The 22,603-nt window shown below is 71.9% G+C and carries 17 protein-coding genes; 11 read left to right on the forward strand and 6 right to left on the reverse strand.

What is annotated here, in order from left to right:
• Position 1: 1 nt before the first annotated feature.
• Genes B5D60_RS10820 through B5D60_RS10830 form a run of 3 tightly spaced genes read left to right on the forward strand, consistent with a single transcriptional unit; the run spans position 2 to position 2,803 of the window.
• Positions 2–823, forward strand: a complete 822-nt coding sequence (locus B5D60_RS10820; protein ID WP_078700170.1) for an ABC transporter ATP-binding protein — start codon at positions 2–4, stop codon at positions 821–823.
• Positions 813–1,625 carry an ABC transporter ATP-binding protein gene (locus B5D60_RS10825; RefSeq protein WP_078700171.1) on the forward strand — a complete coding sequence of 271 codons (813 nt, stop codon included), beginning with the start codon at positions 813–815 and terminating at the stop codon, positions 1,623–1,625. Before B5D60_RS10820 ends, B5D60_RS10825 begins: the two co-directional genes overlap by 11 nt.
• Entirely contained in the window at positions 1,622–2,803 is a 1,182-nt protein-coding gene (locus tag B5D60_RS10830; protein ID WP_172806336.1) for an MFS transporter, read from the forward strand. The genes B5D60_RS10825 and B5D60_RS10830 overlap by 4 nt, the downstream gene beginning before the upstream one ends.
• A 16-nt stretch (positions 2,804–2,819) precedes the next feature.
• Here B5D60_RS10830 and B5D60_RS10835 read toward each other — a convergent pair whose 3' ends face one another.
• A complete protein-coding gene (locus tag B5D60_RS10835) occupies positions 2,820–3,437 on the reverse strand; it encodes a TetR/AcrR family transcriptional regulator (RefSeq protein ID WP_172806337.1) in 618 nt (205 codons plus the stop codon).
• A gap of 73 nt (positions 3,438–3,510) precedes the next feature.
• Here B5D60_RS10835 and B5D60_RS10840 point away from each other — a divergent pair, with 73 nt between their 5' ends.
• The 5 genes from B5D60_RS10840 (at position 3,511) to B5D60_RS10860 (ending at position 16,210) form a co-directional block, all read left to right on the forward strand.
• A complete protein-coding gene (locus tag B5D60_RS10840; protein ID WP_078700173.1) occupies positions 3,511–4,728 on the forward strand; it encodes an acetyl-CoA C-acetyltransferase in 1,218 nt (405 codons plus the stop codon).
• Positions 4,725–5,480 (forward strand): SDR family oxidoreductase, encoded by a 756-nt coding sequence (locus tag B5D60_RS10845; protein ID WP_078700174.1) that lies wholly within the window; start codon positions 4,725–4,727, stop codon positions 5,478–5,480. Before B5D60_RS10840 ends, B5D60_RS10845 begins: the two co-directional genes overlap by 4 nt.
• A gap of 273 nt (positions 5,481–5,753) precedes the next feature.
• Entirely contained in the window at positions 5,754–14,744 is an 8,991-nt protein-coding gene (locus tag B5D60_RS10850) for a type I polyketide synthase (protein ID WP_078700175.1), read from the forward strand.
• The gene (acpS, locus tag B5D60_RS10855; RefSeq protein WP_078700176.1) at positions 14,735–15,148 is read left to right on the forward strand and encodes a holo-ACP synthase AcpS; all 414 of its coding nucleotides are present in this window, start codon (positions 14,735–14,737) and stop codon (positions 15,146–15,148) included. The genes B5D60_RS10850 and acpS overlap by 10 nt, the downstream gene beginning before the upstream one ends.
• 96 nt (positions 15,149–15,244) lie before the next feature.
• Positions 15,245–16,210 carry an NAD-dependent epimerase/dehydratase family protein gene (locus B5D60_RS10860; protein WP_078700177.1) on the forward strand — a complete coding sequence of 322 codons (966 nt, stop codon included), beginning with the start codon at positions 15,245–15,247 and terminating at the stop codon, positions 16,208–16,210.
• 19 nt (positions 16,211–16,229) lie between these two features.
• Here B5D60_RS10860 and B5D60_RS10865 read toward each other — a convergent pair whose 3' ends face one another.
• The 3 genes from B5D60_RS10865 to fabG are packed head-to-tail and all read right to left on the reverse strand — an operon-like array spanning position 16,230 to position 18,671.
• On the reverse strand, positions 16,230–16,856 hold the full coding sequence (locus B5D60_RS10865) for a TetR/AcrR family transcriptional regulator (protein WP_197684302.1): 627 nt from the start codon (positions 16,854–16,856) through the stop codon (positions 16,230–16,232).
• A 20-nt stretch (positions 16,857–16,876) separates the two neighbouring features.
• Positions 16,877–17,914, reverse strand: coding sequence for a phosphotransferase family protein (locus B5D60_RS10870; protein WP_078700179.1), 1,038 nt, complete (start codon positions 17,912–17,914; stop codon positions 16,877–16,879).
• Between the two features lies 1 nt (position 17,915).
• Entirely contained in the window at positions 17,916–18,671 is a 756-nt protein-coding gene (gene fabG / locus B5D60_RS10875) for a 3-oxoacyl-ACP reductase FabG (RefSeq protein ID WP_078700180.1), read from the reverse strand.
• A 130-nt stretch (positions 18,672–18,801) separates the two neighbouring features.
• On the opposite strand from fabG, the gene B5D60_RS10880 reads away from it, so the two are divergent.
• The 3 genes from B5D60_RS10880 to B5D60_RS10890 are packed head-to-tail and all read left to right on the forward strand — an operon-like array spanning position 18,802 to position 21,280.
• Positions 18,802–20,310, forward strand: a complete 1,509-nt coding sequence (locus B5D60_RS10880) for an acyl-CoA carboxylase subunit beta (RefSeq protein WP_078700181.1) — start codon at positions 18,802–18,804, stop codon at positions 20,308–20,310.
• Positions 20,307–20,534, forward strand: a complete 228-nt coding sequence (locus B5D60_RS10885) for a biotin/lipoyl-binding carrier protein (RefSeq protein ID WP_078700182.1) — start codon at positions 20,307–20,309, stop codon at positions 20,532–20,534. Before B5D60_RS10880 ends, B5D60_RS10885 begins: the two co-directional genes overlap by 4 nt.
• Positions 20,535–20,578: 44 nt before the next feature.
• A complete protein-coding gene (locus B5D60_RS10890) occupies positions 20,579–21,280 on the forward strand; it encodes a thioesterase family protein (RefSeq protein ID WP_078700183.1) in 702 nt (233 codons plus the stop codon).
• On the opposite strand, the gene B5D60_RS10895 is transcribed toward B5D60_RS10890, so the two are convergent.
• Both B5D60_RS10895 and B5D60_RS10900 read right to left on the reverse strand, forming a co-directional pair.
• A complete protein-coding gene (locus tag B5D60_RS10895) occupies positions 21,281–21,673 on the reverse strand; it encodes a globin (protein WP_078700184.1) in 393 nt (130 codons plus the stop codon).
• Complete coding sequence (locus B5D60_RS10900; RefSeq protein WP_078700185.1) at positions 21,670–22,572, reverse strand: mechanosensitive ion channel family protein; 903 nt, start codon at positions 22,570–22,572, stop codon at positions 21,670–21,672. Before B5D60_RS10900 ends, B5D60_RS10895 begins: the two co-directional genes overlap by 4 nt.
• Between the last annotated feature and the right edge of the window lie 31 nt (positions 22,573–22,603).

Genomic DNA, 22,603 nt, shown 5'->3' on the forward strand with positions numbered 1-22,603 from the left:
GATGGCGCTGCTCGAGGTGTCGGGCCTGACCGTCGCGACCCACGATGACCGGGCCCCGGCCCTGGTGAAGGGCGTGAGCTTCTCGATCGAGGCCGGCGAGATCGTGGGGGTCGTCGGGGCCAGCGGCAGCGGCAAGACGCTCACCGCGCTGGCGGTGGCCCAGCTGCTCCCGCGCACGCTCGACGTCGACGCTCACTCCCTGGTGTTCGACGGGGTCGACCTGATGGAGTCCACCGACACGGAGCGCGCCGAGGTCCTCGGCGGCCAGCTGGCGATGGTGTTCCAGGATCCGCTCTCGTCGCTCAATCCCGTGCGGCACATCGGCAGCCAGATGATCGAGTCGGTCCGTCGTCACCGTGGGCTCTCGAAGCGCGAGGCCCTCCAGCTCGCCGAGACCTGTCTCGCCGACGTGGGCATGGTCGATCCCGCCGGCTGCCTGAAGAAGCACCCGCACGAGCTGAGCGGAGGCATGCGCCAGCGCGTGATGATCGCGATGGGGCTGATGGGCGACCCCCGGCTGATCGTCGCCGACGAGCCCACGACGGCCCTGGACGTCACGGTGCAGGCGCAGGTCATCGACCTGATCGTGAAGATCAATCGAGAGCGCGGCACCGCCGTCATGTTCGTCTCCCACAACATCGCCCTGCTGTCGGAGTTCTGCTCGCGGATCCTGGTGATGCGCGAGGGGAAGATCGTCGAGGACCTGAGCACCGACGCACTGCTCGCGGGTGCCTCCCACCCCTACACGCGTGCGCTGATCCGCGCCGTCCCGAACCTCACCACCGACCGTGACCGAGAGCTGGCGACCGTTGATGACCTCTGACACCACCCCGCCGCTGCTGGACCTCCGTTCCGTCGACGTCACCTACGGCGGAGCGAAGGAGTTCACCGCGGTGCGGAACGCCTCTCTCACGATTGCTCCGGGTCGGACGGTGGGCCTGGTCGGCGAGTCCGGATCGGGGAAGTCGACGCTGGCGCGCTGCGTGGTGGGTCTCGTCAGGGCCTCCTCCGGATCCGTTCACCTCGATGGCGAGGACGTCACGAACCCGCGAGGCCCGGCCCTGGCATCCGTGCGCAAGAACGTCCAGATGGTCTTCCAGGACCCTCGGTCGTCACTGAACCCGAGGCTCGACATCGGCACGACGCTCCGGGAGGTGATCGCGGTGACCGATGACGTCGACCGGGGCTCGCCGCAGGCGCGCGACACGGCCGTGGACCTGATGGCCCGTGTCGGACTCGACCGAGCGCTGCTCAACCGGTACCCGCACCAGCTCTCGGGCGGGCAGCTCCAGCGCGTCGCCATCGCCCGCGCCGTGGCGCGCCGCCCGCGCCTGATGCTGCTCGACGAGGTCACCGCCTCGCTGGACGTGTCGGCCCAGGCGACGGTCCTCAATCTCCTGCGCTCGCTGCAGGAGGCGTCCGGGTTCGCCGTCCTGCTGATCACCCACGATCTCGCGGTCGTCCGCTACATGTGCGACGAGATGGTGGTGATGCGACGCGGCGAGGTGGTGGAACACGGCGCCACCGGCGATGTCATGTCGGAGCCGCGGACGGACTACACGCGAAGCCTCCTGGACGCCATTCCGTCCTTGGGTCGGGACCGCTGGAGGTCCGGAGCCCGGTGACGACACAGATCCTCGGCCTGCCGTCCGCAGCCGTTCGGACGCTCGCCCTGGGCTTCCTGGCGAGGGTTCCGGCCGGCGCTCTCGGCCTGGTGATCGTCCTGCACGGCCTCAGCCTGGGCCTCAGCTACACGGTGAGCGGCCTGATGGCGGCCGCGTTCGCGCTCGGGATGGCCGTGGGGGCTCCGGTCGTCGGCCGCAGCATCGATCGCTGGGGCCAGCCGGTGCCGCTGTTCGCCGTGACCGTGGTGGCCGCGGCGATGATGATCGGGCTGACCTCGTTGCCGCAGGGCACCGGTCCGGCCGCGCCGGTCGCGCTGGCGGCGATCACGGGCCTCACACAGCCTCCGCTGGCCGTCTGTGCGCGAGCGATCTGGAACGAGCGACTCGGGCCCGTGGACCTGAGTCGGATGCTGTCCCTGGACGCCTCGCTGCAGGAGATGACCTACATCCTCGGCCCTCTGACCGTGGTGAGCTGGGCGACGGTGCGAGGGACCCATGAGGCACTGATCCTCGCGGCGGGGCTGATCCTCGTGCTCACGGCGGTGTTCGCCCTCACGCCCGAGTCGCGCAGGGCCTCCCGGCGATCCGACCGCCCCGTGATGGGCGCTCCGAGCCGCTTCCCCGTGACGGTCTGGATCTTGGTCGTCGTCACGTTCACGGTGGGGATCGCGATCGGAGTCCTCGAGGTCGCGGTGGTCCGCCGCTCGGCCCAGCTCGACGCGTCGGAGCTGATCGGAGTCTTCTACGGACTGTGGGCCACGGGAAGTCTCGTCGGCGGACTCATCAACCTGCGAGCCGGGGGCCGGGGGCGACTCGCCTCGCGCATGACGCTGTTCCTGGCGGCGCTGGCGCTCACCCACCTCGTCGTCGCGGCGGCGACCACCACGGTGACACTGGGCCTGGCGCTCGTGCTCGCAGGCTTGCCCGCAGCTCCGATGTTCGCGGCGTTCTACGAGCTCCTGGGGACTGCCGCCCCCGAGGGCCGCGTCACGGAGGTCTTCGCCTGGGGCTCAACCGGGGGAATGGCGGGCGTGGCCCTGGGCACCGCCACGGGCGGCTTCCTCGCCGATGTGATCAGCAGCCGCGGGAACATCGTGGTCTGCGCGGCCGTCCTGGGGCTGGCCGCGGTCTTCGCGCTCGCCTGCCGGTCTCCACTGACGGGCATCGAGCGTCGTTGACGCTCCGGCGGAGCGGTCAGGCGGCCGCGCCGACCATCCGCAGGGCCAGGTCGCCGTGGAGCGCGGCGATCTCGTCGGGGGTCGTGGCGCCGCTCGGGTTGTACCAGCGCACGAGGTCGATGCTGAGGGACAGCAGCGCCAGGGCGGTGCCCTTGGCGTCGGAGACCGTCATGGTGCCGGCCTCGACGCCTGCCTCCAGCGCATCGCGCATGAGCGCCTCGATCGCGCGGCGGTACTCGGCGATCTCGGCCCGGTGCTCGGGCGTCAGCGCGTCGAACTCGTACTGCACGATGCGACCGACGCGGCTGTTCACGGCGTGCCACCGGCTGAACTCGGCCACCATGTGCCGGACCTGAATGACCGGGTCGGTGGAGGACTGGGACGCCTTCTCGATGATCTGGACCGCCGAGCGGTGCCCGCGCCGGGAGATCTCGAACAGCAGGTCCTCCTTCGTCGCGTGGTGCACGTAGACGGCCGCGGGACTCATCCCCGCGCGCGAGGCGATGTCGCGGGTCGTCGTGCCGGCGAATCCGGAGGTGGCGAAGGCCTCGACGGCCGCATCCAGCAGGCGCTCGCGCGTCGAGGCGGAGCGGTCGCGACCGGTCGCCGAGTCGGTGGTCATGGTGGACAGCATGACGCAGGAATGACATGCTAAGCAAGCGCTTAGTCATTGGCGGGTCGCCGCCGGCACACCGAAAGGCAACAACATGCCCGAAGCAGTCATCGTCTCCACCGCACGCTCGCCGATCGGCCGCGCGGGCAAGGGTTCGCTCAAAGACATGCGTCCTGACGACCTCACCGTCCAGATGATCGAGGCCGCGCTGGCCAAGGTGCCGGGCCTGGACCGCAAGGACATCACCGACCTGCACCTCGGTGTCGGCCAGCCGGCCGGCGAGGCGGGCCACAACCTGGCGCGCGCCGTGGCCGTGCTGTCGGGCATGGACCACCTGCCGGGCGTGACGGTCAACCGCTACTGCTCCTCCTCGCTGCAGACCACCCGGATGGCGTTCCACGCGATCAAGGCCGGCGAGGGCGACGCGTTCATCTCGGCTGGCGTGGAGACCGTGAGCCGGTTCGGCAACGGGTTCTCCGACATCCCGGGCACCGAGAACCCGCTGTTCGCCGACGCGATCGCTCGCACCGCCAAGCGCGCCGAGGGTGGCGCCGACACGTGGACCGACCCGCGTGAGGCAGGCAGCCTCCCCGACCTGTACCTCGGGATGGGTCAGACGGCCGAGAACGTCGCGCAGTACCTGGGCATGGGCCGCCAGGAGCAGGACGAGTTCGCCCTGCGCAGCCAGAACCTGACCGAGCAGCGCATCGCCGAGGGCTTCTGGGCCAAGGACATCACCGAGGTCACGCTGGCCGACGGCACCGTGGTGGCGAAGGATGACGGCCCCCGCGCCGGAACGACGATCGAGGCTCTGTCGGGCCTCAAGCCGGTGTTCCGTCCCGACGGCACCGTGACGGCCGGCAATGCCTGCCCGCTCAACGACGGCGCCGCCGCCGTGGTGATCATGAGCGACACCCGCGCCAAGGAGCTGGGCCTGACCCCGCTCGCGCGCATCGTGTCCACGGCCGTCACCGGCCTGTCGCCCGAGATCATGGGCCTGGGCCCGGTCGAGGCGATCCCCGCCGCGCTCAAGCACGCCGGCATGGGCATCGACGACATCGACCTCTACGAGATCAACGAGGCCTTCGCCGTCCAGGCGTGGGGCTCGGCCCGCGAGCTCGGCATCCCGATGGACAAGCTCAACGTCAACGGCGGCGCCATCGCGGTCGGCCACCCGTTCGGCATGACCGGCGCGCGCATCACCTCCACGCTGATCAACTCGCTGCAGTGGCACGACAAGCAGTTCGGCGTCGAGTCCATGTGCGTCGGCGGCGGCATGGGCATGGCCATGGTCCTGGAGCGCCTCTCGTGACCGAAGGTCGTTTCGCGGGCAAGGTCGCGATCGTCACGGGCGCGTCGCGGGGCATCGGCCTCGGTGTCGCGCAGCGCCTCGTCGACGACGGCGCGAAGGTGGTCATCACGGCGCGCAAGACCGAGGCCCTCGAGGCCGCGGTGGCCGAGCTCGGCCCGGACAACGCCGCGTACGTGGCGGGTCCGGCCGACGACGCCGCCCACCAGGACGAGACGGTCGCGAAGGCCGTCGAGCACTTCGGTGGCCTGGACTTCCTGGTGAACAACACCGGGATCAACCCGACGTACGGCCCGATGATCGAGATGGACCTGAACGCGGGCCGCAAGATCTTCGAGGTCAACGTGCTGGCCGCGGTGTCGTGGGCGCAGAAGGCCTACAACGCCTCGCTCAAGGACAACGGCGGCGCGATCGTGAACATCGCGTCGGTGGCCGGCCTCAAGCCGGCCCCGATGATCGGCATGTACGGCGCGTCGAAGGCCGCGGTCATCCACGTCACGAAGGAGCTCTCGCTCGAGCTGGCTCCCTCGGTGCGCGTGAACGCCGTGGCACCGGCCGTCGTGAAGACCCGGTTCGCCGGTGCGCTGTACGAGGGACGCGAGGAGGAGGTCGCCTCGGCCTACCCGCTGAAGCGTCTCGGCGAGCCCGAGGACATCGCGGGCGTCACCACCTTCCTGCTCTCGCAGGATGCGGCCTGGATGACCGGCCAGTGCCTCACCGTCGACGGCGGTCTGCTGCTCACCGGCGGCGTCTGACCAGTCGCTGAGACGAAGGGCCCCGGGACCTCGGTCCCGGGGCTCTTCGGCGTTCTTCTGCTGAATCCTGCACAGAAGTCGCGCGAGATGACGATCTCCGCGAAAGTTTGTCCCCACTTGTGAACAATGCTGTGTGCAACTATCAGTTACAACTTGAGCGGCGCCCCATGAGTCACATCCGTCACGAGTAGGAACCCGGGTGTGATCCAAAACATGAGGAAAACCTCAGTCCAAAGATGAGGAAAGCCTCACGTTTGTGTCACGATGGATGACATGACGACGCTCGACACCTCTGTGTTCCACGCCCCGACCTCCCGCGACCGCCGCACCGACAGCCTGCTCGACGACCTCCGTTCGGGTACGCCGTGGGCGCTGGTCCTCGGCGGGCAGGGAGGGGACTGGCTCGGCCCGCTGGCCGACCTCGTCCGCGACTTCGCGCTGGACGCCGACGTCGCCGACCTCGTCCGCCGCTCGGACCGCATGCTGGCTCCCGTCGCCACCGAGCTCGCCCGCGCGGGCGTCGCCTTCGACCCGGTGGCGTGGGTGGACGTGCTCGCCGTCGGCGAGTCGGCCGAGGACGATGACGCCCCGGGCCTGCCCGCCGGCGCCGACGTCACCGCCCCGGCCGCCTCCGTCCCCGGCATCACGCTCGCGCAGCTCGCCGGGCTGCGTGCGCTGTCGCGCCAGGGGCTCGACGTGGCCGCCCACCCGCCCGTCGCCGTGGCGGGCCACTCCCAGGGCGTGCTCGCCGCCGAGGCGCTCGCCGGCGTCCCCGACGTCGAGGTGCTCGCGCTCGCCCGCCTGGTCGGTGCCGCGGCGCAGCTCGTCGGCCGCCGCCGCGGGCTGCTCGGACAGACGATGCTGGCCGTCTCGGGAGTCGTCCCCGAGCGCGTCGCCGCCATCGTCGAGGGCACCGGCGCCGTCTGCCACATCCGCAACGGGCGCCGCTCCGTGGTGCTGTCCGGGCCGTCCGCGGCCCTCGCCGCCGCCACCGCGCGCCTCGAGCAGGTGGCCGCGGACGAGAAGGACGAGCGCGAGCGCAAGGTCACCGGCGGGGCGCCGTTCTCCCCGGTGATCGAGCCCGTCGAGTCCGCCCTCGCGTTCCACCACCCCGACCTCGCCGAGACCGCCGAGCTGGTGGCCGGCTGGGCGGCGCGCATCGGCATCGACGCCGAGCACGCCCGCCACGCGACGCAGCGCGCGATCATCGACCCGGTCGACTGGGTCGTCGACGTCACCGCCGCGCTCGACGCCGGAGCCGAGTGGGTCCTCGACCTCGGGCCCGGCGACCTTGCCTCGCGCCTCACCGCAGCCGAGACCCGCTCGCGCGGCGTCGGCCTGGTGGCCCCCACGACGCGTCGTGGTCACCGTGAGCTGACGATCACGGGCGCTCGCCCCACGGTCCCCGTCGCGTGGTCGACCTTCGCGCCGCGCCTCGTGACGCTGCCCGACGGCTCCACCTCGGTCGAGACCGCGTTCACCCGCGCCACCGGCAAGTCGCCGATCCTGCTCGCTGGCATGACGCCCACCACCGTGGACGCGCCGATCGTGGCCGCCGCGGCCAACGCCGGCTTCTGGTCCGAGCTCGCCGGTGGCGGCCAGGTGACCGAGGAGATCTTCGACGCCCGCCTCGTCGAGCTGGACTCGCTGCTCGACGAGGGCGCCACGTTCCAGTTCAACTCGCTGTTCCTCGATCCCTACCTGTGGCGCCTGCAGCTGGGCCAGAACCGCCTCGTCCAGCGCGCCCGCGCCGCCGGCGCCCCGATCGACGCCGTCATCGTCACGGCCGGCATCCCCGAGCTCGACGACGCCGTCGCCCTCGTCGACGAGCTGACCGAGGCCGGCATCGAGCACGTCGTGTTCAAGCCCGGCACCGTGCGCCAGATCCGTGAGGTCCTCGCGATCGCCAAGAAGGTCGACCGCACCGTCATCGTGCAGGTCGAGGGAGGCCGCGCCGGCGGTCACCACTCGTGGGAGGACCTGGACGACCTGATCCTGGCCACCTACGGCGAGCTGCGCGCCCAGTCGAACGTGGTCCTGTGCGTCGGCGGTGGCATCGGCACCTCCGACGCCGCGGCCGCGTGGCTGACCGGCACCTGGGCCCAGCGCCACGGCTTCCTCGACATGCCCGTCGACGGCATCCTCGTCGGCACCGCCGCTATGGCGACCCTCGAGGCCACGACCGCCCCCGAGGTCAAGCAGCTGCTCGTCGAGACCCGCGGCACCGGTGCGTGGGTCGGCGCCGGCACCGCCAAGAACGGCATGGCGTCGGGCCGCAGCCAGCTCGGTGCCGACATCCACGAGATCGACAACACCGCGTCGCGCACCGGCCGCCTCCTCGACGAGGTCGCCGGCGACGCCGATGCGGTCGCCCGCCGCCGCGACGAGATCGTCGAGGCGCTCGACCGCACCGCGAAGCCGTACTTCGGCGACGTCGCCGCGATGACCTACGCCCGCTGGCTCGGCCGCTTCGTCGAGCTCTCCGGCACCGCCGCCGACGGCTCGGCCCAGTGGCTCGACGTGTCGCTGCGCGACCGGTTCCACGCGCTCGCGCAGCGGGCCGAGGCCCGCCTCGCCGAGCAGGACCGCGGCGAGATCGCCACGCTCTTCGCCGAGCCGGCCGACGTCGAGGACGGCCCGGCCGCGCTCGACCGCCTGCTCGCGGCGTACCCCGACGCCGCCTCGGTGACGCTGCACCCGGCCGACGAGGCGTTCTTCGTCGAGGTCTGCCGCCGGGCCGGCAAGCCCGTGAACTTCGTGCCGGTCGTCGACGCGGACGTGCGCCGCTGGTGGCGCTCGGACTCCCTGTGGCAGGCGCACGACCCGCGCTACGGGGCCGACGAGGTCTGCGTCATCCCCGGCACGGCCAGCGTCGCGGGCATCACCCGCGTCGACGAGCCCGTCGCCGACCTGCTGCAGCGCTTCGAGGACGCGGCGGTCGACGCCCTGCTCGCCTCGGGTCGCGCCCCGCAGCGCGTGCCGGCCCGCCGCCGTGAGGGCGACAGCCGTCTCGCCGCTCCGCTCGCCGTGGTCCTGGCCGCCCCCGACGTGGTCTGGGCGGGCCGCACCGTCACCAACCCCGTGCACCGCCTCGGCGCCGAGTGGGTGCTGACCGACACCGACTCCGCCGAGCAGGCCGCCACGGGTGCCCGCCTCGTCGCCGCGGGCGACTCCGCGGCCGACCTGACCGTGCCCCTCGGCCACGGCCGTGAGCTGACGCTGCGCATCGAGGTGCCGTCCGGCTCTTCGCGCGGCCACGCTCCCGTGGTCACCACCGACGCCGCCGTGTCCGCCATGGCGCAGATCGTCAGCGGTGCCGTCGCCGGCAGTCTTCCCGAGGTCTCCGACGGCGTCGCGCACCTCGACGTCGACTGGGACCCGGACCTGGCCGCCGACCACGCCGCCGTCAGCGCCGGACCGCTCGTGCTCGGCCGTCACCGCGTGCCCGACGTGCTCGTCGGACTGGCCTGGCCTGCGGTCTTCGCCGTCATCGGCGACGCCCGCAACGCCGAGGGCGTCCCCGTCGTCGAGGGCATGCTCGACCTGGTCCACCTCGACCACGCGATCACCGCGCAGCCGCTGCCGACCGAGCGCACGTCGCTCGAGATCCGTGCCGCCCTGACCGGCGTCGAGGAGTCGCAGTACGGCCGTGTCGTCACCGTCGACGTGACGGTCGGCGACGTCGCCACGATGCGCGAGCGGTTCGCAATCCGCGGCCGCACGGGCGCGGCCACGCTGGCCGACCCCGCGCGTGCGGGCGACGTCCTGGGCGATGACGAGGTCAAGGACACCCCGCGCCGGACGCGAGCCCGCGTGACCGTGACCGCCCCGTCCGACCTCGGCGCGTTCGCGTCGGTCACGGGCGACCACAACCCGATCCACACCAGCGTCGCCGCCGCCCGCCTGGCCGGCCTGGGCGCGCCCATCGTGCACGGCATGTGGACCTCCGCCGCCGCGCAGCACGCGGTGGCGGACGAGACCGGACGCCGCATCGCCGGCTGGACCACGCGCTTCATGGCCCCGGTCGCTCCGGGCGCCGAGGTGGAGGTCCGCGCCGATCGCGTGGGCCTGTCCCACGGCCGCGAGGTGCTGGACGTCACCGTGCGCGCCGAGGGCGAGATCGTCATGGCCGCCTCGGCCGTACTGGACGCGCCCCGCACCGCCTACGCCTTCCCCGGCCAGGGCATCCAGAGCCCCGGCATGGGCATGGCCGGCTACCAGCGCTGCCCCGCGGCGCGCGAGGTCTGGGACCGTGCCGACAAGCACACCCGCTCCGCGCTCGGCTTCTCGATCCTGACCGTCGTTCGCGACAACCCGACCGATCTCACCGTCCGCGGCGTCACGCACCACCACCCCGACGGCGTGCTCTACCTGACGCAGTTCACGCAGGTCGCGATGGCCGTCCTGGGCGCGGCCCAGATGGCCGAGCTGCGTGAGGGCGGCGCGTTCGTCGACGGAGCGGTGCTGGCTGGTCACTCGGTCGGCGAGTACAACGCGCTCGCCGCGGTCTCGGGCGTCATCAGCCTCGAGGCCGTCGTCGAGGTCGTGTTCCAGCGCGGCTCGGTCATGCACACGCTCGTGCCGCGTGACGAGAAGGGCCGCAGCGACTACCGCCTCGCGGCGATCCGCCCCTCGCAGATCGGCCTGGCCGACGACGAGGTGAAGGACTACGTCGAGGGCCTCGGTGAGGCGTCCGGCGAGTTCCTGCAGATCGTCAACTACAACATGCGGGGCTCGCAGTACGCGATCGCCGGCACCGTCCGGGGCCTCGAGGTCCTGGAGAAGGACGTGGCCGATCGCCGCGAGCGGTTCGGCGGCAAGGCCGCGTTCATCCTCGTGCCCGGCATCGACGTGCCGTTCCACAGCCGCGTGCTGCACGGCGGCGTGCCGGACTTCCGCCACAAGCTGCAGGAGCTGCTTCCGCCCACGATCGACCCGGCGATCCTCGAGGGCCGCTACGTGCCGAACCTCGTGCCGAAGCCGTTCAGCCTGGACGAGGACTTCATCCGCGAGGTCGAGCAGTACGTCGGCACCACCGTCCCGCGGTCGGAGGACCCGGGCATGCTGTGCCGCGACCTGCTGATCGAGCTGCTGGCCTGGCAGTTCGCCAGCCCCGTGCGCTGGATCGAGACGCAGGACCTCATGTTCACCCCCGTCGAGGAGGGCGGCCTGGGCGTCGAGCGCTTCGTCGAGGTCGGCGTCGGCTCGGCCCCGACCGTGGCCAACCTCGCGGCCGGCACGCTGAAGCTGCCCGGCTACCCGAGCGTCGAGGTGCTGAACGTCGAGCGCGACGCCGCCGCCGTGTACGGGACCGACGAGGACCCGGCGCCGGTGGAGGACGAGGCCCCCGAGGCGACCGTCGAGGACAGCGCGCCGCAGCAGGCCGCCGCCCCCGCGGCTGCTCCGGCCGGTGGCCCCGCCACGCAGACGGCCGCCGACCTGCCCTTCTCGGCAGCCGATGCGACCAAGGTCCTCATCGCGTGGTGGACGAAGCTGCGCCTGGACCAGCTCGGTGCGGCCGACACGATCGAGTCGCTGACCGACGGTGCGTCCAGCCGCCGCAACCAGCTGCTGATCGACCTCGGCGGCGAGCTGTCGCTGGGTGCGATCGACGGCGCCGCGGAGGCCGACATCGTCACGCTGGGCGGTCAGGTCGACGCCCTCGCCCGGACCTACAAGCCGTTCGGCCCGGTCCTGGCCGAGGCGTTCGGCGACCACCTCAAGAAGGTGCTCGGCCCGACGGGTCGCAAGCAGTCGGCCGTCGCCGAGCGCGTCACGGGTGCGTGGCAGCTCGGCTCGGGCTGGGCCTCGCACGTCCTGGCCGAGCTGGCCATGGTCACCCGCGAGGGCCAGAGCGTCCGCGGCGGCGCGTTCGGCGAGGCGTCGATCGCCTCGGCCGGCGACGTCGACGCGGCCATCGACGCCGCGGTCCAGGCGGTCGCGGCACGCCACGGCGTGACGGTGCAGATGCCGTCCGCGGGCGGTGGCGACGGCGCCACGATCGACGCCGAGGCGCTCGGCGAGTTCACCGCGGCCATCACCGGCCGCGACGGCGTGCTCGCCTCGGCGGCACGGCTCGTGCTGGAGCACCTCGACCTGGTCGACGTGCCCGAGACCGCCGAGCCCGACGAGCAGGCGGCCGCGGTCGTCGCACGGGTCGAGGCCGAGCTGGGCACCGACTGGATCAAGGCCACCGAGGGCGTCTTCGACGCCGAGCACGCGGTCGTCCTGGACGACCGCTGGGCGTCGGCGCGCGAGGACCTCGCGCGCCTCGCGCACGGCGACGAGGTCGTCGGCTCCTTCGCCGCAACCGGCGAGGTCGTGGCGAAGCAGGCCGAGCACTGGCTCGCGCGGACCGGCGACGAGCGGTTCGCCCGCATCGCCGAGGACGCGCGCGACACGACCGCCGGCACCTTCGCCGGCGAGGTCGCGGTCGTGACCGGCGCGGCCGACGGCTCGATCGCGGGCTCCGCCGTGGGCGAGCTGCTCGCGGGCGGCGCCACGGTCGTGGCCACCACGTCCTCCCTGGCGCCGAAGAAGCTGCGCTTCTTCAAGGACCTCTACCGCCGCAACGCGCGTGCCGGTGCGGTCCTGTGGGTCGTACCCGCCAACCTGGCGTCGTTCGCCGACGTGGACGCGCTGGTCGAGTGGATCGGGGCCGAGCAGTCCCGCACCGCCGCCGGCGTCACGACCGTGTCGAAGCCCTCGCTCACCCCGACGCTGCTGGTGCCGTTCGCGGCCGGCCGGGTCATGGGCGACGCGACCGAGGCCGGCCCCCGCGCCGAGCTCGAGATGCGCATCCTGCTGTGGTCGGTCGAGCGGCTCGTCGGCGCGCTGTCGTCGTCGGTCACCGACCGCAACCTCGACGCCCGCCTGCACGTGCTGCTGCCGGGCTCGCCCAACCGCGGCATGTTCGGTGGCGACGGCGCCTACGGCGAGGCCAAGGCCGCGCTGGACGCCCTGGTCACCAAGTGGGGCTCGGAGAAGCGCTGGGCCGACAAGGTCACGCTGGCCCACGCCATCATCGGCTGGGTCCGCGGCACGGGCCTCATGGGCGGCAACGACCCGCTCGTCGAGGCCGTCGAGGCCGCCGGCGTCCGCACCTGGTCGCCCGCCGAGATGGCCGCCGCGCTGCTCGAGGCCTGCACCCCGCAGGCCCGCCAGCAGGCGACCGAGGGTCCGCTGACGTTCGATCTCACGGGAGGCCTCGGCGAGGCCGACCTCGACATGAAGGCGCTCGCGGCGGAAGCCGGTGATCGAGTTGCTGGGCGAGGGACGAGCCCGCGTATCGAGATCAACTCGACGATCCCGGCGCTCCCCGCGCCCCCGTCGCGCCTCGACCGCGTCGAGACGCCCGAGTGGGCCGGCGTCACCGCCCGCCCCGAGGACCTCGTGGTCATCGTGGGCGCCGGCGAGCTGGGCCCGTACGGCTCGGCGCGCACGCGCTTCGAGATGGAGGTCGAGGACCGCCTGTCCGCGGCCGGCGTGCTCGAGCTGGCGTGGTCCACCGGACTGCTCAGCTGGGACGCGACGAACCGCGGCTGGTTCGACACCGAGTCCGGCGAGGTCGTCGCTGAGCACGAGATCGCCGATCGGTACGAGGACGCGGTCCGTGAGCGGATCGGCGTTCGCCGGTACGCCGACGACGGCGACATGGTCGACAACAGCGCCCCCCTGCTGGCGTCGGTGTACCTCGACCACGACCTGACCTTCACGGTCTCGGGCCAGGCGGAGGCGCAGGCGATGCGCGACGCCGATCCCGAGCACACCGTGATCGCGCAGGACGGCGAGGGCGAGTGGACCGTGACCCGCAGGGCGGGCACGCAGGTCCGTGTGCCGCGCAAGATGAAGCTGACCCGCACGGTCGGCGGCCAGATCCCGACGGGCTTCGACCCGACGGTCTGGGGCGTCCCGGCCGAGATGGTCGAGGCGGTCGACCGCGTGGCCCTGTGGAACCTGATCTGCACCGTGGACGCGTTCCTGTCGTCGGGCTTCACCCCGTCCGAGCTGATGCGCTGGACGCACCCGACCTTGGTGGCGAACACGCAGGGCACCGGCATGGGCGGCATGACGTCGATGCACTCGCTGTACATCGACACCCTGCTGGGCGAGGCGAAGCCGAACGACATCCTGCAGGAGGCGCTGCCGAACGTCATCGCCGCGCACGTGGTCCAGTCCTACGTGGGCAGCTACGGCGCGATGGTGCACCCGGTGGCCGCATGCGCCACGACCGCGGTGTCGGTCGAGGAGGGCGTGGACAAGATCCGCCTCAACAAGGCCGAGTTCGTCGTGGCTGGCGGCTTCGACGACCTCTCGGTCGAGGGGATCGTGGGCTTCGGCGACATGTCGGCCACCGCGGACTCCGCGGCGATGGCCGCCAAGGGCCTCGAGGACCGCTACTTCAGCCGTGCCAACGACCGTCGCTACGGCGGGTTCGTGGAGTCGCAGGGCGGCGGCACGATCCTGCTGGCCCGCGGTGACCTGGCGGCCCGGATGGGCCTGCCGGTGCTCGGCGTCGTGGCCTACGCGGCCTCGTTCGCCGACGGCGTGCACACGTCGATCCCGGCGCCGGGCCTCGGTGCCCTGGCGGCGGGCCGTGGTGGGCGCGAGTCGCAGCTGGCTCGCTCGCTCTCGGCCCTGGGCGTGGGCGCTGACGACATCGGCGTGCTGTCCAAGCACGACACGTCGACGGGCGTCAACGAGCGCAACGAGTCCGAGCTGCACGAGCGGCTGGCGGCGGCCCTGGGCCGCAGCGAGGGCAACCCGCTGTACGTCATGAGCCAGAAGGCGCTGACCGGTCACTCGAAGGGCGGCGCGGCCGCCTTCCAGCTGATCGGGCTGTGCCAGGTGCTGGAGGGCGGCGTCCTGCCGCCGAACCGGAGCCTGGACTGCGTGATGGACGACCTGGCCGAGCACGAGCACCTCGTGTGGCTGCGCGAGCCGCTGGCGACCGGGCCGCTCAAGGCGGGTCTGCTGACCAGCCTGGGCTTCGGTCATGTGGCCGGCCTGATCGCCGTGGTGCACTCGCAGGCGTTCGTGGAGTCGCTCTCCGCCGACGAGCGCGACGCGTACCTCGAGGCGGCGGAGCGTCGCCGGATCGACGGTCGCATGCGCCTCGTCGACGCCATGTACGGCGGCGAGGCGCTGTACCGACGTCCGGCCGACCGGCGTCTGGGTGACTCGGGCGTGCGCGAGCGTGAGGCGGCCCTGCTGCTCGACGCGAGCGGCCGCCTGGGCGAGGACGGGGTCTACGCGTGCCGGTGATCGGCACCGGGATCGACCTGGTGGACGTGCCCGGATTCGCCGAGCAGCATCGGCGACCGGGCACCCGCGCCGGCAGTGCCTTCACAGCTGCCGAGCGCCGCGACGCCCGGAGTTCTCCTTCTGGCTCCGGGCGTCGCACCCCCGATCAGGAGATGGCGTCCCTCGCTGCCCGCTGGGCGGTCAAGGAGGCGTTCATCAAGGCCTGGTCGGAGTCGCTGTGGGGGACTCCGCCGCCCCTCGGCGAGCACGTGCACGACCAGATCGAGGTGATCCGCGACGCGTGGGGTCGTCCCCGCATCCGCCTGCACGGCGAGGTCGCGAAGCACCTCGAGGACGTCACCGTGCACGTCAGCCTCAGCCACGACGGTCCCGCCGCCATCGCGATGGTGACCCTCTCCTCCTGACCCACGTCTCGCGCCTTCGATGACTGCGCTGTCGGTGACTTGCGCTCTCGGTGAACAGGGGTTCCCCCGAGGAGGCGGTCGCGGTTGGCTGGGGCGATGGAACTGCTCGTCCTCGGCGGAACCGCCTTCCTCGGCCATGAGATCGCCCGGTCGGCGCTCGCGCAGGGTCACCGCGTCACGTGTGCCGCGCGCGGGTCGGCCGAGCCTCCCGCCGGAGCGGCCTTCGTGCGGATCGACCGCGACGAGGACGACGGCCTCGCGCCGCTGACCGGACGCCGCTGGGACGTCGTCATCGACGTGGCCCGCCAGCCCGGGCACGTGCGGCGCGCCGTGCGCGACCTGGCCGCCGACCATCGCGTCTTCGTCTCCAGCGGCAACGCCTACGCCGACTTCTCCTCGATCGAGCAGGCCGAGGACGCCGCCACCCTCGCACCGCTCGCGGCCGACACGATGTCCTCGGACGACGACTACGGCGCCGCCAAGGTGGCCTGCGAGCAGGCCGTGCTTGCGGCCGGGCCGGCCGCGGTGGTGAGGTCCGGGCTGATCGGCGGTCCGGGGGACTGGTCGGGTCGGAGCGGCTACTGGCCGTGGCGCTTCGCGCACCCCGTGGGCCCGGAGGTGGTGGTCCCGGACGACCTGCGCTTCCCGTGCGCCATGATCGACGTCCGCGACCTGGCGGCCTGGATCGTCGACCTCGCCGGGCGGCGCGTCGAGGGGACGTTCAACGCCACCGGACCGACGACCGACCTGGAGAGCGTGCTCGAGGTCGCTGCCCGGGTCGCGGGCTCGTCGGCGCGCCCGCGACCGGTGCCGGTCGAGCGGCTGCGCGAGCTGGGCATCGGCGACTGGATGGGTCCGGCCACGCTGCCGCTGTGGATCGACGACCCCGACTGGCGCGGCTTCGCCACGATGGACACCCGCCGGGCGCGAGCCGAGGGCCTGACGATGCGCCCGCTCGAGGAGACGCTGACCGACGTCCTGGCGTGGGAGGAGACCCGCACCCAGCCCCGCCGCTGCGGCCTCACCGACGACGACGAGCGCCGCGTCCTGACCGCGCTCTGATCCTGAATGGGCGGTCGGCTCAGGTGGCGCCGGCCTCCGCGGCCAGCAGGTAGGTGCCCAGGAGGCGCTTGAGCTCGATGATGGCCTCGCCGTGCTCCTGCAGGTCGCGCACCGAGAAGTTGAGCATCGAGTACGACATGTGGACCAGGACCTCGGCCATGATCTTGCGGCGGTCGCGCGGGGTGCCCGGCGTGAGGGGCGCCAGCACGTGCGCCACCCGCGCGGCCAGCTGCTGCTCGGTGACCTCGGCCGTGGCGCGGGTGACCGGCGTGGACTGCACGGCGTACCAGACGGCGCTTCGCGAGGGATCGTTGATCCACAGCTGGCTCATGTGGTCGACCAGGCGGTCGAGGAGCACGAGCCAGTCGAGCGTCGGCAGCTCGGCGGCCAGCTTGTCGAGCTCGGACTGGATCGCCACGGCGTTCAGCCGGTCCAGCTCGCAGACGATGACGTACTTGTTCGCGAAGAACTGGTAGAGCGTCCCGATGGGCAGTCCGGCGCGCTGAGCGACCTCCTCGCACGTGAACGACTCGAAGCCCACGTCGAGGAGCACGTCGCGCGACGCCTGCAGCAGGCTGTCGAACTTGACCTTGCTGCGCTCCTGCGTGGGACGTCGGCGAGGTTCGAGGATCTGGGCGGACGTCACGCGCGCCAGACTACCCGTGATTACTTGGAAGTAGCGTGAAGTCCGTGCTGGACGAGGGGATCGATCATCGCGCCGATCCCGTCGAAGCCCGAACCCACCGTCTGACCGGCCGCATGGCGGAAGTGGATGCCCTCCAGGATGACGGCGAGCTTGAAGTACGCCAGCCCCAGGTGGAAGCCCAGCTCGCTGACGTCACGTCCCGATCGCGCGGCGTAGCGCTCGACGACCTCGTCGGGGGAGAGGTAGCCGGGCGCCTGCGGCGCATCGGTGACCTGACCGCTCGACGGACCGGCGCTCAGGGCCAGGTGCTGGTAGGCCAGCATGACGGCCACGTCGGTGAGCGGGTCGCCGAGCGTGCTCATCTCCCAGTCCAGGACGGTGGTGATGCGGTCGCCGTCCTCGGTGTCGACGAGCACGTTGTCGAGGCGGTAGTCGCCGTGCACGATCGTGCTCTCGCTCGTGGCGGGAACCGAGTTCGTCAGCCGGTCGGCCAGCTCGTCGATGCCCTCGATCTCGCGCGAGCGCGAGGAGTCGAGCTGCTTCTTCCAGCGGGCGACCTGACGCGTGAGGTACCCGTCGGGGCGACCGAAGTCGCCCAGGCCGACAGCCTCGTAGTCCACCGCGTGCAGGTCGGCGAGGGTGTCCACGAGGCGCTCGGTGACGGCGCGCGTGCGCTCCGGCCCGATGACCTCGAGATCCTTCGCGCGCTGGAAGGCGGTGCCCGACATGCGCTCCATGACGTAGAACTTCGCGCCGATGACCGACTCGTCGGTGCACTCGGCGATCATCCGCGGCACGGGCACGGCGGTGCCGGCCAGCGCCGCCATCACGCGGTGCTCACGACCCATGTCGTGGGCGGTGGCCAGCACGTGGCCCAGCGGCGGGCGGCGCACGATGACGTCGCGCTCGCCGTTGGTGACCGCGTAGGTCAGGTTCGACTTGCCACCGGTGATGAGCGACGCGCTGAGCGCCCCCGGGATCTCCCCGGGGGCCTCAGCGTCGAGCCACGTGCGCAGGGCCTCGAGGTCGAGTCCCTGGACGACGTCAGGAGCGGTCACGTCAGTCCTTCGGTCCGCCGGCGACGTAGATGACCTGGCCGGAGACGAAGCCCGCACCCTCGCTGCACAGGAAGGCGGCGGTGTGCGCGATGTCCTCGGGCTGGCCGACGCGCTGCACCGGGATCTCCTTGGACGCGTACTCGATGAAGTCGTCGAACGGCACGCCGATGCGCTCGGCCGTCGCGGCGGTCATGTCGGTCTGGATGAAGCCCGGGGCGATCGCGTTGGCGGTGACGCCGTACTTGCCCAGCTCGATCGCGAGGGTCTTGGTGAAGCCCTGCAGACCGGCCTTGGCGGCGGAGTAGTTGGCCTGGCCGCGGTTGCCCAGCGCCGAGGTGCTGGAGAGGTTCACGACGCGGCCGTACTTGGCCTCGGTCATGTGCTTCTGGACGGCCTTGGTCATGAGGAACGAGCCCTTGAGGTGCACGTCCATGACCAGGTCCCAGTCGTCGGTGGTCATCTTGAACAGCAGGTTGTCGCGGATCACGCCGGCGTTGTTGACCAGCACGGTCGGCGCGCCGAGCTCCTCGGCGACCTTCGACACGGCCGCCTCGACGGCGTCGGCGTCGGCGACGTTGGCGCCGACGGCGAGGGCCTGGCCACCGGCCGCGACGATCTCGTCGACGACGGTCTGGCAGGCGGACTCGTCGAGGTCGAGGACGGCGACCTTGAAGCCGTCGGCGGCGAATCGCTTGGCGATGCCGGCGCCGATGCCACGGGCGGCTCCGGTGATGATGGCGGTACGGGGTTCGGACACGTGCGGTCTCCTTGGGTGTCTAAGCGCTTGCTTAGTCACCGTATCGCACGGGCCTCAGGTGCGAAAGGTCACATCGGAAACACCGGGTTTGAATATGAGGGAATCCTCACGTTTCGGCTATAGTCGAGGAATGCCTCATGTTTCTGACGACCGGCTGACGACGCAGACGACCACCGCGGGATCGGTCCCGCGCGCGGGACTCGAGTCCCGTCGACGGGAGCGGTTCGCTCGCGTCGAACCGCGCGGCGCCCGGGTGCACACCGCCCGCGAGCGCGCCGAGCTGCTCATGGACGAGGGCACCTTCGTCGAGCTCGCCCCCCTCCGCGCGGCCACCCCCGGCGCGGGCAGCGGCGTCATCACGGGCTGGGGCCTGGTGGACGGGCGCCCCGTCGTCGTGGCCTGCCACGACGCCGCCATCGCTTCAGGCGCGATCGGCGCGGTCATGGCCGAGGCCATCTGCCGCGCCCAGCGCTTCGCGATCGAGCGCGGCTTCCCGATCGTCTACGTCAACGACTCCGGTGGAGCGCGGGTGCCCGACGGCATCCTCGCGCTGCACGGCTGCGGCGAGATCTTCGCCCTCAACGTGGAGGCGCAGCAGCGCATCCCGCAGATCTCGGTGATCCTCGGCCCGTGCGCCGGCGCCGCGGCCTACTCGCCCGCGCTGACGGACTGGACCATCATGGTCAAGGGCCACGGGCACATGTTCCTGACCGGCCCGGACATCGTGCGCGCCGCCACCGGCGAGGACGCCACGGCCGACGAGATCGGCGGCTCCGGCATGCACACCCGCACGAGCGGCGTGGCGCACCTCGAGGTCGAGACCGAGCTCGACGCGCTGCAGTCGGTCCGCCACCTGCTGTCGTACCTGCCCTCGAACGCCGACGGCGTGCTGCCCGTGACCGCGCCCGTGCCGGTCAACCAGACCGCCGCCGAGGCCCTGCCCGAGGTCGTGCCCGAGAAGGCCAGCGTCATCTTCGACATGCACCAGGTCATCGACGGCGTGCTCGACAACGGCGCGCGCCTCGAGCTCTCGCCCGAGTACGCCGGAAGCGCCCTGACGCTGTTCGGCCGGGTGGAGGGGCGCCCCGTGGGCGTCGTCGCCAACCAGCCCGCCGTCCGCGGCGGCATCCTCGACTCGAAGAACTCGGTCAAGATCGCCCGCTTCGTGGAGTTCTGCGGCCGCTTCGGCATCCCGATCGTCACCCTCGTCGACGTGCCCGGCTTCCTGCCCGGCACGGTCGAGGAGGGCCGCGGCATCATCACGCAGGGCGCCAAGGTGCTCAAGGCGTACGTCGAGGCCAAGAAGTCGATGCGCCTGACCGTGGTGATCCGCAAGGCCTACGGCGGTGCCTACATCGCGATGGGCTCCACCTCGCTCGGCGCCGACCACGCGTGGGCCTGGTCCAACGCCGAGATCGCCGTGATGGGTCCCGGCGGCGCCGTGGGCCTGCTGCACCGCCGCGCGCTGGCCGCCGCCGAGGACCCCGCCGCCCTGCGCGACGAGCTCGCCGCGGAGTACCGCGAGAACGTCGCCCGCCCGTACGTGGCGGCCGAGGCCGGGATCATCGAGGACGTCATCCACCCCGAGGAGACGCGCGCCCGCCTCGTCGCCTCGCTGCGGCTGCTGGAGCACCGATGATCGACGCGAAGGCCGAGATCGTCGGCAACGTGTGGAAGATCCTCGCCCGCGAGGGCGACCAGGTGGGTCCCGGCGACCCGCTGGTCATCCTCGAGTCGATGAAGATGGAGATCCCTGTCACTGCTCCTGCCCACGGACACGTGGCGACGATCTTGGTCTCCGAGGGGCAGATCGTCCAGGAGGGCGACCCGGTCGTCGAGATCGACGACACCGTCGGCGCCTGACACCACGGCCCGCCCCTGCGAGGGCTGCGTGACAGGATGCCCGAGTGACCGAGTACCGCCACGAGATCCCGATGCGCTGGGCCGACCTGGACTCGTTGAACCACGTGAACAACGTCGTCTACCTCAAGTACGCGGAGAACGCGCGGGCCGCGATCCCTCAGCTGCCCGAGGGGCCGATCGGTGCGATGTCCATCCAGTTCAAGCGCCCGATGCTCCTGGGCCGGCGTCCTGTCGTGGTCACGAGCAGCATCGAGGGGGACCGGGTCCTGCAGTCGATCGGCCTGGCCGACTCGGACTCCGTGTTCGCCACCGTCGAGGTGACCTACGGCGGCGCGGTCCCCGGTGAGCCGCTGAACGCGGCTGCCAAGCCCGGGTCGATCGCGCTGCGTCACACCGACCTCGACGCCACCGGCGTGGTCAACGAGGCGCAGGTCTTCGAGCTGTTCCAGGAGACGCGCGTCCCGTTCATCAACGGCGTGCTGACGCGGGCCACTCCGGGCAACTTCGTCGTCGCGAACGTCGAGGCGCGCTACCACCGCCCCATCGCGCCGCAGGGTCGGCTGGAGTCGACGGCGCGCGTCGGACGGGTCGGCAACGCGTCCTTCACGATCGAGGCCCAGCTGGGCTCCGGTGGGCAGGCGTTCGCCTCGTCGCTCGCGGTGCTGGTGGGGTTCGACGCCGCCACCCAGTCGTCGCGGGCGTTCACCGATGCCGAGCGCGAGACGCTCGCCGCGGCGATGGTCTGATCAGCTCGGCGAGTTGATCATGAAGTTCGCGGCGTGCTGCGCGTACGCCCAGAACTGCGCGTCGTGCTCGGGATCGAGCTTCGCCGCGTCGAGGCCCTCGCGGAAGTGCTTGAGCCAGCGGTCGCGCCCGTCCTCGGTGACGGCGTAGGGCGCGTGCCGCATCCGCAGCCGCGGGTGTCCGCGGCGCTGCGAGTACTCGGTCGGGCCGCCCCAGTACTGCTCGAGGAACATCGTCAGGCGCTCGGCCGCGGGCCCGAGGTCCTCCTCGGGGTACATCGGCTTGAGCACCTCGTCCTGCGCGACGCCCTGGTAGAAGACGTCGACGATCAGCTCGATCGTGGCGCGTCCGCCGATCGCCTCGTAGAACGTCTCCTGCTGCGGCTGTTCGGTCATGCGGTGCCTCCCGAGGGCGGAAGTGTGGTGGAGGGGATGCGGACGCCGGCCTCGTCGAAGCGTCGCAGCACGCGGCTGCGCAGGGCGCGGCCCACGTCGGCCTGGTGCAGGGGAGCGGTCTTGAGCACGGTGCGCACGACGGCGCCGTCCTTGTCGAAGCGCTCGACGCCCCACACCTCGGGCTCCTCGATGATGACGGCCGCGAGCGTGGAGTCGGTGGAGAGCGCGTGGGCCTCCTCCCGCAGGATCCGCTGGACGAGCTCGAGGTCGGAGTCGTACGCGACCGTCACGTCGAGCACGGTGCGGGCCCACTCCTGGCTGTGGTTGCCGACGCGCAGGATCTCGCCGTTGCGGACGTACCAGACGGTGCCGTTGACGTCGCGCAGCCGCGTGACCCGCAGGCCCACGGCCTCGACCGTGCCGACGGCCTCGCCGACGTCGACCGCGTCGCCCACGCCGTACTGGTCCTCGAGGATCATGAAGATCCCCGAGAGGAAGTCCTTCACGAGGGTCTGGGCGCCGAAGCCCAGCGCGACGCCCGCCACGCCGGCACCCGTCAGCAGCGGGGCGATCGGCAGGCCGAAGACGCCGAGCACCATGACGAACGCGATGCTCCAGATGACGCCCGAGGCGATGCTCCGAAGCAGCGACCCCATCGTCTCGGCGCGCTGGCGTCGTCGCTCGCTCGAGCCGTTGCGCAGGTCGGCCAGGAACACGCCGGCCTTGGACTGCGCCAGGATCCCCGGGACCGCGCCCTTCGCGGCACGGCCGGTGAGCCGGTTGATGAATCGGTGGGCGAGCCAGCGCAGCACGATCGCGATGAGCACGATGAGCAGGGCCCGTCCGGGTACGTCGAGCAGCCAGCCGACGAGGTCCTCGGGCGTCCATGTCCAATCCACCCCTCAACCCTACGGGTGAGGGTTCGAGCCC

It is taken from the genome of Aeromicrobium choanae, assembly GCF_900167475.1.
GTDB classification, from domain to species: Bacteria; Actinomycetota; Actinomycetes; order Propionibacteriales; family Nocardioidaceae; genus Aeromicrobium; species Aeromicrobium choanae.

Excerpts from the sequence above, each read along its gene's own strand:
- B5D60_RS10820 (WP_078700170.1), top strand. The coding sequence starts at position 2 with ATGGCGCTGCTCGAGGTGTCGGGCCTGACCGTCGCGACCCACGATGAC.
- B5D60_RS10825 (WP_078700171.1), top strand. The coding sequence starts at position 813 with ATGACCTCTGACACCACCCCGCCGCTGCTGGACCTCCGTTCCGTCGAC.
- B5D60_RS10835 (WP_172806337.1), bottom strand. The coding sequence starts at position 3,437 with ATGCTGTCCACCATGACCACCGACTCGGCGACCGGTCGCGACCGCTCC.
- B5D60_RS10840 (WP_078700173.1), top strand. The coding sequence starts at position 3,511 with ATGCCCGAAGCAGTCATCGTCTCCACCGCACGCTCGCCGATCGGCCGC.
- B5D60_RS10850 (WP_078700175.1), top strand. The coding sequence starts at position 5,754 with ATGACGACGCTCGACACCTCTGTGTTCCACGCCCCGACCTCCCGCGAC.
- B5D60_RS10860 (WP_078700177.1), top strand. The coding sequence starts at position 15,245 with ATGGAACTGCTCGTCCTCGGCGGAACCGCCTTCCTCGGCCATGAGATC.
- B5D60_RS10880 (WP_078700181.1), top strand. The coding sequence starts at position 18,802 with ATGCCTCATGTTTCTGACGACCGGCTGACGACGCAGACGACCACCGCG.
- B5D60_RS10885 (WP_078700182.1), top strand. The coding sequence starts at position 20,307 with ATGATCGACGCGAAGGCCGAGATCGTCGGCAACGTGTGGAAGATCCTC.
- B5D60_RS10895 (WP_078700184.1), bottom strand. The coding sequence starts at position 21,673 with ATGACCGAACAGCCGCAGCAGGAGACGTTCTACGAGGCGATCGGCGGA.